The organism is Gallaecimonas mangrovi (assembly GCF_003367375.1).
GTDB classification, from domain to species: Bacteria; Pseudomonadota; Gammaproteobacteria; order Enterobacterales; family Gallaecimonadaceae; genus Gallaecimonas; species Gallaecimonas mangrovi.
Genome location: NZ_CP031416.1, coordinates 1,258,398 through 1,273,365 on the forward strand (window position 1 = coordinate 1,258,398; position 14,968 = coordinate 1,273,365).

Consider the following 14,968-nt stretch of genomic DNA (forward strand, 5'->3'; position numbering starts at 1 on the left):
TAATTATGATTGGAAGACTAACCGGACTGGTGGCCGCCAAGCAGCCCCCTGAGATCCTGATTGATGTGGCCGGCGTTGGCTATGAAGTGCAATGCTCGATGCAGTCTTGTTTTGCCGTTGGCGAAATCGGTGCCAAGGCGGTGCTGCACACTCACCTGATTGTGCGTGAAGACGCGCATTTATTGTTTGGGTTTGTCAGTAAAGAAGAGCGGGCGCTGTTTCGCCAGCTAATTAAAGCCAACGGTGTTGGCCCCAAACTGGCGCTGGCGATTTTGTCGAACATGACGGTGGGCCAGTTTGTGCAAGCGGTTCACCATAACGACATGTCGACTCTGGTGAAGTTGCCCGGCGTTGGCAAAAAAACAGCCGAGCGTTTGCTGGTGGAAATGCGCGACAAACTCAAAGACTTTGGCGAACTCGCCTCGGCACCAACCCTGGATATGGCGCCCCTTGCCGACAGCGCCGCGCCGGCCAGTTCGCCCAGGGAAGATGCCTTGGCAGCACTTGTTGCCCTTGGCTATAAGCCCAACCAGGCCGAAACGGTGGTTAAAAAGGTGGCCAAAGACGGTATGAATTCTGAAGCCATTATCCGCGATGCCCTCAAGGCCATGCTCTGAGATAAACCATGATTGAAGCCGACCGCCTTATTACTCCCCAAGCCGACCGCGAAGACGATGTTATCGACCGCGCCATTCGCCCTAAATCCTTGGCAGATTACCAAGGGCAGGACCATGTGCGCGCGCAGATGGAAATTTTCATCGAAGCGGCCAGGGGCAGGGAAGAAGCGCTGGACCACTTGCTTATTTTTGGCCCGCCTGGGTTAGGTAAAACCACCCTGGCTAACATTGTGGCCAATGAAATGGGGGTGAGCATTAAAACCACCTCTGGCCCAGTACTGGAAAAGGCGGGCGACTTGGCGGCAATGCTGACCAATCTTGAGCCGCATGACGTGCTTTTTATTGATGAAATTCATCGTTTAAGCCCAGTGGTTGAAGAAATTCTTTACCCGGCCATGGAAGACTACCAACTGGATATCATGATTGGTGAAGGCCCGGCGGCCCGTTCAATAAAGCTCGACTTGCCGCCCTTTACCCTGATTGGTGCCACCACCCGCGCCGGCTCGTTAACCTCGCCCCTGCGCGACAGGTTCGGCATTGTGCAACGTTTGGAGTTTTACAAGGTCGAAGACTTGGCCACCATTGTTGGCCGTAGCGCCCAGTACCTGAATTTAACACTGGACGATAGCGGCGCGTTGGAAGTGGCGCGCCGTAGCCGTGGTACGCCACGAATTGCTAACCGCCTGCTGCGCCGGGTGCGCGACTTTGCCCAAGTAAAAGGCGACGGCAATGTCAACGCCGCGATAGCGGCTTCAGCGCTTGATATGCTCGATGTCGATAACGAAGGTTTCGACTATATGGATAAGAAGCTGTTGATGGCCATCATTGACAAGTTTCTCGGCGGCCCGGTGGGGCTTGATAACCTTGCTGCTGCCATCGGAGAGGAAAAGGACACCATCGAAGATGTGCTCGAACCCTTTTTGATCCAACAAGGCTTTTTGCAGCGTACCCCGCGGGGGCGTATTGCCACAGACAGGGCCTACCGCCATTTTGGCCTGAGCCGTGATGAATAACCGTTATCTTGTTTGGGATCTTTGTGACCACGCTTTCGCCTTTACGACGAGTTTACTTGCTTATTGCGCTGCTGCTGGGTGGCTACAGCGCTTCTTTGTGGGCGGCCTCTGCGCCCAAAAATGTTGAATTTGATGTCTCGGGCCTGGATGGCGAGCTGCAAAACAATGTCGAGATTTACCTAGCGCAACTGCCGCCCATTAAGGCTGACCGTGTTGGCCGTTACCGTAAAGACATTACCGCAGAGGTACAAAAGGCGCTGCAAGCCCTTGGCTATTATCAGCCCGATATTCAATTTGGCGCCCTCGATGGCAGCACCCAGCCGCTCACCATTAAGGCCGGCACGCCTGTGCGGTTTCGCCATATTACGGTTGCCGTCAGTGGCGATGCCGAAAAAGACCCGGTTTTCCAAGAGCTGCTCAATAACCTGCCGATAAAAGAAGGTGGCGTGCTGCGCCATGACCGCTATGAAAACGCCAAAAGCCGTATGCAAAGTCTGGCGTTGCAGCGCGGCTACTTTGATGCGCAGTTTAAAAAAGCCGAAGTGAAGGTGTACCCCGAAGCCCATGCTGCCGATGTCAACATCGATTTTGCCAGTGGCGTGCGCTACCGCTACGGTAAGCTCAGCATTGATACCGACCGCAAGGTTGGCACCTTGCTCGATAAAATACTGACCTTAAAAGAAGGCGACCCTTACCAGGCGTCACAAGTTACCGACGTTAGCCGCACCGTTTCTTCCACCAAGTACTTTCGCAGTGTCGAGCTTATCCCGCGTATTGATAAAGCCGATGCCGAGCACCGCATTCCCTTAACCTTAAGGCTGCGCGCTAAGTCAGATAACCAGGTGGAGTTGGGGGTAGGGGCCTCGTCTGACGAAGGGCCAAGGGCGTCGCTTTCCTGGACTAAGCCATTTTTGAACAAAGCCGGGCACAGTTTTACCACTGATTTTACGGTGTCGGCACCGCGCCAAGAAGCCACCTTTGAGTACCGTATTCCTCGGGCCGATCCCTTAAATCAGTTCTACAGCTTTCAGGGTGGTTATCAGTATTTGGACCAAGAAGATACGCTAAGTCAGCAACTTACCTTTGCACTTCATAAATGGGATAAGAAAACGAATGACTGGAGTCGGGATCTATTTATCCGTACTCTGTATGAATCTTACACCCAGGCTGACCAGCAGGATGATGTGTTTCTGGTGATCCCCGGCGTTGCTTACAATCGCACCCGCACCAAAGGCGGCGTTAACCTCACCTGGGGTGACAGCGAACAAATTACCCTTGAAGGTTCTGACCAGGCATTGGTCTCTGATACCCGTTTTGTGCGGGTGTGGGGGCGCACCAAATGGTTAAGAACGGTGGGGGAAAATGGCCGTATTATTGCCCGCGCCGAACAAGGCCTAACCTGGGTTGATAACATTGACGACCTGCCGCCATCGTTACGTTTTTTCACCGGTGGTGACCAAACCGTGCGCGGCTTTGGTTACAAAACCATTGCCCCTCGCAACAGCGAAGGCGAGTTGGTGGGGGGCAAATACACCACGGCACTGAGCCTGGAATATGACCATCGCATTGCCGAAAAATGGCGGCTGGCGGGGTTTGTTGATACCGGTACCGCCACCAACAGCTATGCCGGTGGCTTTTCACAATGGAAAATCGGTACCGGCTTTGGGGTGAAGTGGATGACGCCTATTGGCCCCATCACCATTGATTTAGCGTTTGGGGTGAGTGAAACCCACGTGCCTTGGCGTATTCATTTCACCATGGGGCCCGAAATCTGATGCGTTGGTTGAAGTGGGCGTCATGGACCTTCCTGACTTTGATTGTTTTGCTGGTGCTGATCCCAGCAAGCCTGGTGCTGACCGACACCGGTAACAAGTGGCTTTGGCACCAAGCAACCCATTATGTGGCAGGGCTGTCCGGCACCCTTGATAGCGGTAACGTCGTTGATGGCTGGCACTTTTCTCGTTTTGGCTGGCATAGCGGCGGTGTTGATGTCGATATTAAAGACTTGGCACTGCATGTCACCGCGCCAGCCCTTGTCCACGGCAAGGTGCATGTGCAGTCGTTGTCGGCCTCTATGGTCAAGGTCAAAGTAACCAGCAGCCAAGACAGCAGCCAAGCTGCTACCGACAGTTCACCGGCTGGTGATTTTACGTTGCCGGTTACCGCTGAAGTGGATGACATGGATATTTCCAATATCGATGTCTTGGTCGATGGCACCCATATTGCTGCCGGACACTTTGGTATGGAGGGGCTCTGGAATAAACAAGGGCTCGATATCAACGGTATTGCCGTTGATGGGCTCGCCATCACCGTACCTGCAAGTGCGCCTGCGGCTACAACGCAAACGCCGGCCGCCAAAACCGCTGCGGCCATTAGCCTGCCCACTGTGTCGCTGCCGTTTGCGGTGGACTTAGAAAGCCTGGTGCTGGAAAACAGCCGCTTTGATATTGCCGGCCAAAAGCAGGCGCTGGCGTTGGTGACACTGGATGCGCAAATGCAAGGCAGCCAAGTCACCATTAACAAACTGGAAGTTGACCACCAACTGGCCTCGGTTACCGGGAGCGGTAAAGTTACCTTAAGCGGTAAGTACCCACTGTCGTTAAAGGTGGTGGCAACCTTGAAAAAGGCGCTGATGGACGGGCAGCTAAATGGTGAAAATCTCAGCCTTAATGCAAATGGTTCGGTGGCCAATTTAGCCTTTAACATCAAAGGTAAAGGCCCGGTTGCGGCCAGTCTTGAGGGGGCATTGCAACCGCTCGAACCCACCTTGCCTTTTGATGTGGTACTGGATTGGCCCCAATTAGGCTGGCCGTTACAACAGCCGCAATATCAATTACAAACCGGCACCCTGACCGCCAAGGGCAGCTTAAACCAGTATCAGCTGGCGCTGCATACCCAAGGCCAAGGCCCGCAGATCCCCCCAACAACCATCGATTTAAACGCCAGCGGCGACAGCCATCAGCTCAGCATTAGCCAGCTAAGCCTGGCCATGGAAAAGGGCAAAGCCTTAGTTAATGGCCAACTCAACTGGCAACAGGGGCTGGTGTGGAATGGCACTCTAAACCTTGACAACTTTGACCCCGGTTTTTGGGCGCCGCAGCTAAAAGGCGCTGTCTCTGGGCAACTGCCTAGCCGTTTTGCGCTCAATGGCGAAAAATGGCAACTGACTGCCAGGCCTGATTTAAAGGGCACTTTGGCCAATCAGTCGCTGGCGGTAACGGGCGCGGTGGCGCTTAATCAGGCGCTACATGGCAATGTTGATTTACAGGTAAAAAACGGCGACAACAGCCTGAGTGCCAAAGGTAGCCTTAGCCAGCAGTTAGCCATTAAAGGCAAGCTTTTGGCCAACAACCTTGGCCTTTATGGCGTTGGCGTGCAAGGTGCGCTGCAAGGTCAGTGGGCACTTACCGGCACCGTTGATAAGCCGCATGTAACATTGGCGCTCAGTAGCCAAGGGGTTAGCTATCAGGATATTCAAACCCAAGGCTTGAGTGTTGATGCGGATGCCACTTTAACGGCCAATCCAGAAGGCAAGGTGAGCGTTAAATTGGCGCACCTAAACCAGGGGGATATCAGCGTTAATGACTTGGCTGTCAATGCCAGCGGTAGCGCTGCAGATCACAAGCTTACCCTAGCGTTTAAAGGCGACCCAGTTGGCGGCTCGTTGCGGTTAACCGGCCATCTTAACGGCGAAAATTGGCAAGGTGAGTTGGCAAAGGCCGAGTTTACAACACCGCTTAAAAACTGGCAGTTACAAAAGGCGGTGCGGCTTGGCTTTAAGCAACAAACCTTTACTGCCAGTGCCCATTGCTGGACCTCACAGCCTGCGTCTTTATGTATCGATGCCATTAACGCTAATGCCAAGGGTGGCTCTGCCGGGCTGCATTTAAAGGACTTGAACCTGGCCAGGTTGCAGCCATTTTTGCCGGATAACTTTCACTGGCAGGCGGTATTATCCGGTGACGCCACCGCCAGTTGGCAAGGCACCAAACCGCAGCTCAAAGCGCATTTTCAAACCACGGCTGGCCAGTTTGTCTCTGGCAAAGAAGACGTCGGCTATCAGGCGCTAACCCTTAGCGCCCAGCTTGATGACAAGGCGCTTACCAGCAACCTTAACTTCCGCTCAGATGCCTTAGGCACCCTTAACCTCGATGCCAAGGTGACTGATCCCCAGCAAAGCCGCACCCTTTCTGGCAACCTTGCCATTAAGCATTTCACCTTGGGTTGGTTGGCACCGCTTATCCCTGAGGTTTACAGCCTGACCGGCGAGATCAATGGCGAGGGCCGCTTGGCCGGCTCTCTGAATCAGCCGCTTTTCTACGGTAAGTTGGCGCTGACCGGTGGCGGCGTGAATACCAATTCCGACATGGTCACCATCAGCGATTTTAATACCGCCTTGGATATTAAAGGCACGGCGGCAGAGCTTAGCGGCTCTGCCAAGCTGGGCAAAGGCGACTTAAAGCTGTCTGGCAATATGGATTGGACCAAGATGCCGATAAGCGGCGAGATTAACGTTAAGGGTAACAACCTTGAAGCGGGCTACCCCGGCTACGGCGATTTAAAAGTGAGCCCGGATTTAACCCTAGCGCTCGGTAAAGAAACCCGTCTGGAGGGGCAAGTTGAGGTGCCTTGGGCACGCATTAAGGTGAAAGAACTTCCCAAAAGTGCGGTCAGTACGTCCAAAGATGTGGTGGTCATTACCAGCAACCCTGATCTTAAACCGCAGCAGGCCAGCGCACCTTTTGCTATGCATGTTGGCGTGAAGCTGGGCAAAGACGTGCGGCTAGAAGCCATGGGTCTTAAAACCCGCCTGGAAGGCGGCTTAATGATTAACCAAGACCCCAACAAGGCCATGCGCGGCAATGGCGAGATTAAGCTGGTGGACGGCATCTACAAGGCATACGGTCAAAACCTGGTGATTAACACCGGGTCGATTTTGTTTAATGGTGCCCTCGATAGCCCAAACCTCAATATTGAGGCCATTCGCAATAAAAACACCTTAAGCGATAGCTCCATCACGGTGGGCGTTAAGGTTACCGGCGATGCCGCCAATCCCAAGGTCGAGCTTTATTCCGACCCGGATATGCAGCAAAGCGAGCAGCTTTCGTATTTACTTCGCGGCAAAGGCCTCGATAGCACCGAAGGCACCAGTGGTAACGCGGTGATGCAGGCGATGTTGCTGTCGGCCGGTATCAACCAGTTTGGTGGCGCCGTTACCGGGGTGGCTGAAACCTTAGGGTTGTCTGATGTTGCCATCGACACCTCCAGCACCACTGACGGCGGCACCCAGGTGGCGATTTCCGGTTACTTGGCCCCGGGCTTACAGCTTGAATACGGGGTAGGGGTCTTTAACTCGGTAGGGCAAGTGAAACTTCGCTATGAATTGCTGCCGCGCTTATATCTGCAAGCGGTTAATGGCGTTAACCAAGCATTGGATCTGTTCTACAAGTTTGAGTTCTGAGCCCAAGGGCGCTGGTGGCAAAAAAAAGCCCGAGACAAGGTCTCGGGCAGAACAACCACATTGAAGGAAGGAATGTCCAGGGAAGAACAACGTCGATATTGCCAGTGGGCAATAGCTAATCAATCACACTACCAAAAACAAGATGTCGGACAGCCAGTGTGGCACCCAAAGTCCGTGGTGCCGCCGTCCGACGCTGCGCATTATGCTGATGCGGTTTCGCCCTCTCAACCGAGAAAAATTGTGGTTATTAATAAAAAAAACTAATGCTAAATGGCTATTCGTGGTGGCTGTCTTGGGGGGATGGCACAGAGTAGGTTACTTTTTTATTAAAAATCAAATAGATGCTTGTTTGCTTATAAAATGAGCGACATGTGAAATATTCATGCCCCAGTGAATAAATGTGCAGTGTTATGCTATTAGCAAATTTTAATACAGCGCTTTTTGTTTGTTGAACGGGCATCGTTGGCCTTCAGCAGACGTTCTGCCAAGGAAAACAACATGAAAGGACAGTTCTCTGCCCTGTTGCTCAGCACGGTATTGCTGACCCTAACTGCCTGCCAACAACATGCACAACCGGCCAACACGGTTGCCACCAATAAGCGCCTGTACCCTGCCACGGCCACCGATAATCAGGTCGATAACTACTTTGGCACCAAAGTGGCTGACCCTTACCGCTGGCTAGAAAAAGATACCCCAGCGGTACAGCAGTGGGTAGCAAAGCAAAAAGCTTATGCAGACCGTTATCTGGCAAGCATTAAAGTCCGTAGCGATTTAGAAAGCCGCATTACCTCGCTTTGGAATTTCGAGAAATTCTCACCGCCCTTTTTTAAGGGCAGCAACCTCTTTTATTTCCGTAACGACGGTTTGCAGTCGCAAGACGTGCTTTACGTGCAAGACGGCCCCAAAGGCAGTGCGCGGGTGTTGTTAGACCCGAACCGTTTTTCTGACGATGGCACAGTGGCGTTGTCGGCAACGGCGGTGGCTCATAACGGTAAAACCCTCGCTTACGGGGTGTCTCAGTCGGGGTCTGACTGGCAGCAATGGCAGTTTGTTAATGTCGCCACCGGCAAGCCGTTAAAAGACCAGCTTAAATGGATAAAATTTTCGACACCGGTTTGGGACAAAAACGATAAGGGGGTGTTTTATGCCCGCTATAACAAACCCAAACCGGGCCAAGCCCTAACCGGTACTAACTACAACCAAAAACTCTACTACCACCGCTTAGGCACGCCGCAAAGCCAAGACCGGCTGATTTACCAACGTCCCGACCACAAAGACTGGGGTTTTGGCGCCGATGTGTCTGATGACGGACGCTATTTAATTATCTATGTCTCTAAAGGTACGGATTCACGTAACCGCTTATTTTATAAAGACCTAAAGTACAATGGTCCGGTAGTGCCTTTGTTGCCAAAACTGGAAGCGTCTTACAGCTTTATTGGTAACGATGGGCCGGTGTTTTACATCCAAACCAACTTGGATGCGCCCAGGAGCAGGATCATCGCTATCGACATCCGTAAGCCCGCTAAGCGTTATTGGCAGACCGTGATCCCCGAAGGGGATAACCCCATCGCCGGGGTGTCGATGTTTAACCACCAGTTTATGGTGCGCGGCATGAAAGACGCGCTGTCGCAGCTGAAGATTTATGACCGCAAGGGCCGTTTTTTAAGCTCGGTGCCGCTGCCGGGTAAAGGCACCGTGTCCAGCCTTAATGGCCGTATCAATAGCCCCGATGTGTATTTTTCGTTTAGCTCCTACATCCAGGCGCCCAGCGTTTACAAGCTGGATATGAACACCAACAAGGTGGCGGTGTATCGCCAACCAACCCTGGCCTACGACCCAAAAGATTATGTGTCAGAGCAGGTGTTTTACCCGGCTAAAGATGGCACCCGCATTCCGATGATGATCTCCCATAAAAAGGGCATCAAACTCGATGGCAATAACCCAACACTGTTATATGCCTACGGCGGTTTTAATATCTCCATTACCCCAAGGTTCAACCCGGCCACCATTGCCTGGATGGAGCAGGGCGGCATTTATGCCGTGCCCAATATTCGCGGCGGTGGCGAATACGGTGAGGCCTGGCACCAAGCGGGCATGAAAGCAAACAAGCAAAACGTCTTTGACGATTTTTATGCCGCCGCCGAATACCTGATTGAAATGGGTTACACCCGGCCGGCGAAGCTGGGCGCCTATGGGCGAAGTAACGGCGGCCTGTTGATGGGGGCGGCGTTAACCCAGCGGCCAGACTTGTTTGGGGCGGTGCTGCCGGCTGTTGGCGTGCTGGATATGCTGCGCTTTCAAAAATTCACCATCGGCTGGGCCTGGACCAGTGAATACGGCAGTGCAGATAATGCCAGCGATTTTCCCTACCTTTATGCCTATTCACCGCTGCAAAACCTGAAAAAGCGGGTTTATCCGGCCACCATGGTGATGACCGCAGACCACGACGACAGGGTGGTGCCTTACCACTCTTATAAGTTTGCGGCGACCTTACAGGCAGACCAGCAGGGTAATGCCCCTGTCATTCTGCGCATTGAACATAAAGCCGGGCATGGTGCCGGCAAGCCAACCTCGATGAAGATCCGTGAGGCTGCCGATATATTTGCGTTTTTGCTTAAGAACCTGGGTGAAACTCATTAGAGTGTTCAGGGGATCTTAAGCTCACCTTTTTCATGATGAGGGCCTTATGCAGCATCAATGGCCGATACGTGTGTATTACGAAGATACCGACGCCGGTGGCATCGTATACCACGCTAACTACCTAAAGTACTTTGAGCGCGCTCGTACCGAGTGGCTCAGAAGCTTTGATGTGGAGCAAGACGACCTCTTGGCAGCCGGTATCGCCTTCGTGGTGCGCTCTGTTAAGATGGATAACTATTTACCGGCCCGCTTCAATGAGTTACTGACGGTGCAAAGTGAGGTAACCGTGCTTAAACGCGCGAGCCTCACCTTTAACCAGAAGCTGCTCAGAGAAGGGGGTCAAATTTTGTGTGAAGCCGAAGTGTTGGTGGCCTGTGTCGATCAGAACAAAGGAAAAGCCACAGCCATCCCTTCGACCGTATTGGGAGTGCTCAAAGGGTGAATGACATGTCCTTTATTAGTCTTTTCCTGCAAGCGAGTGTGCTGGTAAAGATTGTGATGCTGATATTGCTGGCCTTCTCTGTCTTTTCATGGACATTGATTTTCCAGCGCCATCGGGTGTTAAAACATGCCAAAGGCCAAGCTGACCGCTTTGAAGACAAATTTTGGTCTGGAGTGGATTTAGGCAAGCTCTACCAAGAACTCAATGGTCGCCAAGATGAACTGGGTGGCCCAGAGAAAATTTTCACCGCCGGCTTTAAAGAATTTGCCCGCTTGTCAAAAAGCTCCAGCCGCAGCCCACAATCGGTGCTGGACGGGGCCGACCGTTCGATGCGGGTAACGTTAAACCGTGAAGTTGAAACCCTCGAGTCGCACTTGTCATTCCTGGCAACGGTCGGTTCCATCAGCCCTTATATCGGCCTGTTTGGTACCGTTTGGGGCATCATGAACTCCTTTATTGCCTTGGGTAATGTGCAGCAAGCCACGCTGTCGATGGTAGCGCCGGGCATTGCTGAGGCGCTGATTGCCACCGCTATGGGCTTGTTTGCCGCTATTCCGGCGGTAATGGCCTACAACCGTTTTTCCCATAACGTTGAGAAGCTCGAGCTTAACTACCTGAACTTCCAAGAAGAATTTCACACCATCCTGCATCGCCAGGTCTTTGCTAATGACGGAGGTCAGGCAGCATGAATGCAGCGCCGCGTAAACGCCGCCGCCCTGTTGCCGAGATCAACGTCGTTCCCTATATCGACGTGATGCTGGTGCTGTTGATCATCTTTATGGTGACAGCGCCCCTGATTACTCAGGGTGTGAAGGTAGACCTGCCTAAGCAGACCTCTAAACCATTGCCACCGGATTCCCATCCGGCGGCGGTGGTGTCGGTTACCAAAGACGGAACCTATTACCTGCAAATGGGTTCCAACAGGGCCGAGCAGTATAAAGATGTGTCTGAATTGGCCGCCGTAGTGGCCGCCCAGCGCAAAATTGACCCTAAAACACCGGTGGTTATCCGCGGTGATGGCGCCGTACCGTACGCGAAAGTGGTGCAGCTAATGGGGACTTTGCAGGGGGCCGGTGTCGACAATGTCGGGTTGATGACCGATCCGCCCGAGGAGAAGAAGTAGCCATGCAAAAAGACGGCATGGGGCTGCCTGCAGGCCTCGCCATTGGCCTGCACGTATTGATTGTGGTGTTGCTTGGGGTGTCACTGGATTTCAACAAGACTCCGAAAATGCCGCAACCTCAAGGTGAGCCCATCACCGCCAAGGCGGTTGATAGTAAAGCAATCGAAGATCAGGTGAAGCGCATTAAGTCTGAGCAGGCCGCCCAGCGTAAAGCCGAGGTTGAGCGTCAGCAAAAGCTTGAAGATCAGCGTCAGGCCGAGTTAAAACGCATTGCCGAATTGAAACAACAACAGGCCGATGCGCAAAAACAAGCCGAAGACGCCAAAAAAGTGCAGGCCGAAGAACAGCAAAAAGCCAAAGAGCTAGAAATTGCTCGCCAGAAAAAACTGGAAGAGAAAAAGAAAGCCGAGGCAGAAGCAAAAGCGGCCGACGAAAAACGTAAAAAGGCCGAGGCCCAAGCAAAAGCCGAAGAAGAAAAACGTAAGCAGGAAGAATTAGCGCGCAAAAAAGCAGCAGCTGAAAAGAAACGCAAGGAAGAAGCCGAGCGGCAACGTAAGTTGGCTGAAAAACAATTAGCCGACCAAATGGCGGCTGAAGCACAACAACGCGCCCAGGCGCGGCAAAAACAAGTGTTAACTGAACTGGAAAAATACCAAGCACTGATTGTGCAGCAGATTAATCAGAACATTATTCGTGACGAGAGCATGAAAGGGAAAGAAGCCCAGGTTCATGTGACGCTGGCTCCCAGTGGGTTAGTCTTGGACGTTAAATATGTTTCTGGGGATAAATCCTTATATGACGCTGTACAACGAGCGCTTTGGAAAATACAAACCTTACCGGTTTCAAAAGACCCAGACGTTTTCGCCAAAATGCGCGATTTGAATCTAACCTACAGGCCAGAGTTCTAACGAGGTTAATGTGCGAATTCTCAATGTCCTTTTTATCTGCCTGCTGACCGTCAGCCTTAACGCTAAAGCGGCGCTGGATATTGTCATCACCGGTGGGGTGGATACCGCCCGCCCGGTAGCGGTATTGCCCTTCACCATGGAAGGCAATGACCCGAATCAAATGCAACCGGCAGACGTGATTAGTTCTGACCTTCGCAACTCCGGCAAGTTTTCACCGCTGGCGGTGAGTGCCATGCCCGAGCAGCCCAAGACGGTAGATGATATTCACTACCAAGCCTGGGCAACCAAAGGGGTTGAAGCCATTGTTATGGGGTCGGTTAAGCCCTATGGCAACGGGAAGTATCTGGTGAGCTTTAGTTTGGTGGATGTGATGCGCGGCAAGGTGACCGGCAGCAATCCACAGCAGCTGCAAAACGGCACCTTGGTTAAAGGTGGCTCAGCGGTGCTGGACTCTCGCCAAGCGGTAATCACTGCTCGCCAGTTCCGCCAGTATTCACACCGTATTTCTGACATCGTTTACGAGAAACTGACCGGTGAGCGCGGCGCCTTTTTAACCCGCATTGCGTATGTGCTGGTTGACCACGACGACCCGGATTATCCCTACCGCCTGATGGTGTCTGATTACGACGGTTATAACGAAACCATGGTTACCAAGGCGCGGGAACCTTTAATGACCCCCACCTGGTCTCCTGACGGCTCAAAATTGGCTTATGTTTCCTTCCAAAATCACAAATCTGAAATTTTTATTCAGGATCTTTATACCCAGAGTCGTGAAAAGTTAACGTCCTTCCCGGGAATTAACGGCAGCCCCGCTTGGTCCCCGGATGGTAAAAAGTTAGCCATGGTTTTATCAAAAGATGGAAACCCTGAAATTTACGTGATGGACCTGGCTACGAAGAAAGAAACAAGGGTGACAAATCATTACGCGATAGACACTGAACCGTCTTGGTATCCTGATTCTAAATCTCTGGTATTTACGTCAGAGCGGGGTGGTCGTCCACAGCTTTATCGTGTAGATTTGGCAACGAAAGCCGTAAAACGCTTGACATTTGAAGGTGAGCAGAACTTAGGTGGTTCTATTACGCCAGATGGAAAATATTTGGTGATGGTAAATCGCACTCAAGGGCATTACCGGATAGCGCGTCAGGATCTGCAAACCGGTACAATGCAGATATTGACGGAAACACAATTGGATGAGTCTCCTAGCCTTGCCCCTAATGGCAGCATGATTATTTATGCCACCGTTTATCATGGGAAAAAGGTTCTGGGCCTCGTGTCGGTAGACGGGCGTTTCCAAGCACGCTTGCCGGCCCGCCAGGGACAGGTGAAGGCTCCGGCCTGGTCACCCTTTTTGTAAAAAAAACCTTGCAGTCATAAACAATATAAGGACCTGACGATGCAACACAATAAACTTCTGAAAGGGATGCTGCTGGCGCTGCCAATCCTGGCCCTGTCAGCCTGTTCTTCTACTTCTGGTACTGACAAGACTACTTCTCAGACCGATTCCAACCAGAAAGACCAACAACAGGTTGTTACTGGCGCTGTTACCCCGGTTAAAACACCGGAAGAACAACGTAAAGAGCGTATGGATGAAATGCGCCGCGAGCACATCATTTATTTTGACTTCGACAAATACGACATCCGTCCTGAATTTGCCGAACTGCTGGAAGCCCACGCAACTTACCTGCGTGACCATCCAGACGTTAAAGTGCTGATCGAAGGTCACACTGACGAACGTGGCACCCCTGAGTACAACATTGCTCTGGGTGAAAAACGTGCCAAAGCCGTTAAGCAATACCTCGAAGGCCTGGGCGTGCTGGATTCTCAAATCAGCACCGTTTCCTACGGTGAAGAGAAGCCGCTGGATCCTCGCCACACCGAGGCTGCCTACGCCAAAAACCGTCGCGCAGTATTGGTTTACTAAGTTATGAAAAAACCGCTGACAAGTTTGCTCTTGTTGGTCGGCCTGTCCGGCGCCGCACATGCGGCGTCGGCTCCCGTAGTGGATGCCGATGGCAACAGCGTGGGGGGCGAGGATCTGGCCACCCGAGTATCGCGTCTGGAAGCGCAGTTTGAGTCCCGTAGTCGTATGCAGCTTCAGATGCAGCAACGTTTAAGTTCTCTGCAGGATGATCTGAGCGATCTTCGTGGTATTACCGAAGAGCATGGCCATCAAATCCAGCAATTGTTGGATAGGCAGCGGGAGATCTATAAAGAGTTAGCCGCTCTGCAGCAGCCGTCCAGTGCCGGTGATGCAAGTGCTACCAATACTGACACCACTGCGACAGTGCCGGTTGGCGCTATTTCAGCCTCTGATGCTGCCGCCGCGCCTGCTGCCAATAACGGCGCAGCAGCGACAGACAGCAAGGGTGACGGCTACTCCGATAACCTCAGTGAGAACGACGCTTACGACCGTGCGGTAGGGCTGGTACTTAAGCAAAAGGACTACGCCAAAGCCACGGTTGCTTTTAGAAAGTTCATCAAAGACTTTCCAAAGTCCTCCTACATTGATAACGCCAATTACTGGCTGGGTCAGCTGCTTTACAGTGACCGTAAGTTAGGTGAGGCGGCTCAATCTTTCTCGCAAGTGGTCAATCACTACCCCAACTCCACTAAGCGTGCTGACGCCATGCTGAAGCTGGGTATCATCGCCCAAGAGAAAGGTGACAAAGCCGGCGCCTCGGGTTACTTCAAGCGTGTGATGAAAGAGTATCCTGACAGTACTTCGGCCCGTCTGGCCAAGGACCGTTTGGCCAGTCTTTAA

General features: G+C 52.4%; 12 protein-coding genes. All 12 read left to right on the forward strand.

Annotated features, from left to right (window positions below; all coding sequences use genetic code 11):
* The first annotated feature begins 5 nt into the window (after positions 1-5).
* The 12 genes from ruvA to ybgF all read left to right on the forward strand — a co-directional run bounded on the left by ruvA (position 6) and on the right by ybgF (position 14,968).
* On the forward strand, positions 6-617 hold the full coding sequence (gene ruvA, locus DW350_RS05920) for a Holliday junction branch migration protein RuvA (protein ID WP_115717992.1): 612 nt from the start codon (positions 6-8) through the stop codon (positions 615-617).
* An 8-nt stretch (positions 618-625) separates the two neighbouring features.
* A complete protein-coding gene (gene ruvB / locus DW350_RS05925; protein ID WP_115717993.1) occupies positions 626-1,630 on the forward strand; it encodes a Holliday junction branch migration DNA helicase RuvB in 1,005 nt (334 codons plus the stop codon).
* Between the two features lie 56 nt (positions 1,631-1,686).
* Positions 1,687-3,405 carry an autotransporter assembly complex protein TamA gene (tamA, locus tag DW350_RS05930; protein ID WP_226911401.1) on the forward strand — a complete coding sequence of 573 codons (1,719 nt, stop codon included), beginning with the start codon at positions 1,687-1,689 and terminating at the stop codon, positions 3,403-3,405.
* Entirely contained in the window at positions 3,405-7,091 is a 3,687-nt protein-coding gene (gene tamB, locus DW350_RS05935) for an autotransporter assembly complex protein TamB (RefSeq protein ID WP_115717994.1), read from the forward strand. The genes tamA and tamB overlap by 1 nt, the downstream gene beginning before the upstream one ends.
* 498 nt (positions 7,092-7,589) lie before the next feature.
* Complete coding sequence (locus DW350_RS05945; protein ID WP_115717996.1) at positions 7,590-9,731, forward strand: prolyl oligopeptidase family serine peptidase; 2,142 nt, start codon at positions 7,590-7,592, stop codon at positions 9,729-9,731.
* A 46-nt stretch (positions 9,732-9,777) separates the two neighbouring features.
* Positions 9,778-10,173 (forward strand): tol-pal system-associated acyl-CoA thioesterase, encoded by a 396-nt coding sequence (gene ybgC, locus DW350_RS05950; protein ID WP_115717997.1) that lies wholly within the window; start codon positions 9,778-9,780, stop codon positions 10,171-10,173.
* Positions 10,170-10,862, forward strand: coding sequence for a protein TolQ (tolQ, locus tag DW350_RS05955; RefSeq protein ID WP_115717998.1), 693 nt, complete (start codon positions 10,170-10,172; stop codon positions 10,860-10,862). The genes ybgC and tolQ overlap by 4 nt, the downstream gene beginning before the upstream one ends.
* On the forward strand, positions 10,859-11,296 hold the full coding sequence (gene tolR, locus DW350_RS05960) for a protein TolR (protein ID WP_115717999.1): 438 nt from the start codon (positions 10,859-10,861) through the stop codon (positions 11,294-11,296). Before tolQ ends, tolR begins: the two co-directional genes overlap by 4 nt.
* Before the next feature lie 2 nt (positions 11,297-11,298).
* Entirely contained in the window at positions 11,299-12,204 is a 906-nt protein-coding gene (tolA, locus tag DW350_RS05965) for a cell envelope integrity protein TolA (protein WP_115718000.1), read from the forward strand.
* 10 nt (positions 12,205-12,214) lie between these two features.
* Entirely contained in the window at positions 12,215-13,561 is a 1,347-nt protein-coding gene (tolB, locus tag DW350_RS05970; protein ID WP_115718001.1) for a Tol-Pal system beta propeller repeat protein TolB, read from the forward strand.
* A gap of 39 nt (positions 13,562-13,600) precedes the next feature.
* On the forward strand, positions 13,601-14,128 hold the full coding sequence (gene pal / locus DW350_RS05975) for a peptidoglycan-associated lipoprotein Pal (protein ID WP_115718002.1): 528 nt from the start codon (positions 13,601-13,603) through the stop codon (positions 14,126-14,128).
* Positions 14,129-14,131: 3 nt separating this feature from the next.
* Entirely contained in the window at positions 14,132-14,968 is an 837-nt protein-coding gene (ybgF, locus tag DW350_RS05980) for a tol-pal system protein YbgF (protein WP_115718003.1), read from the forward strand.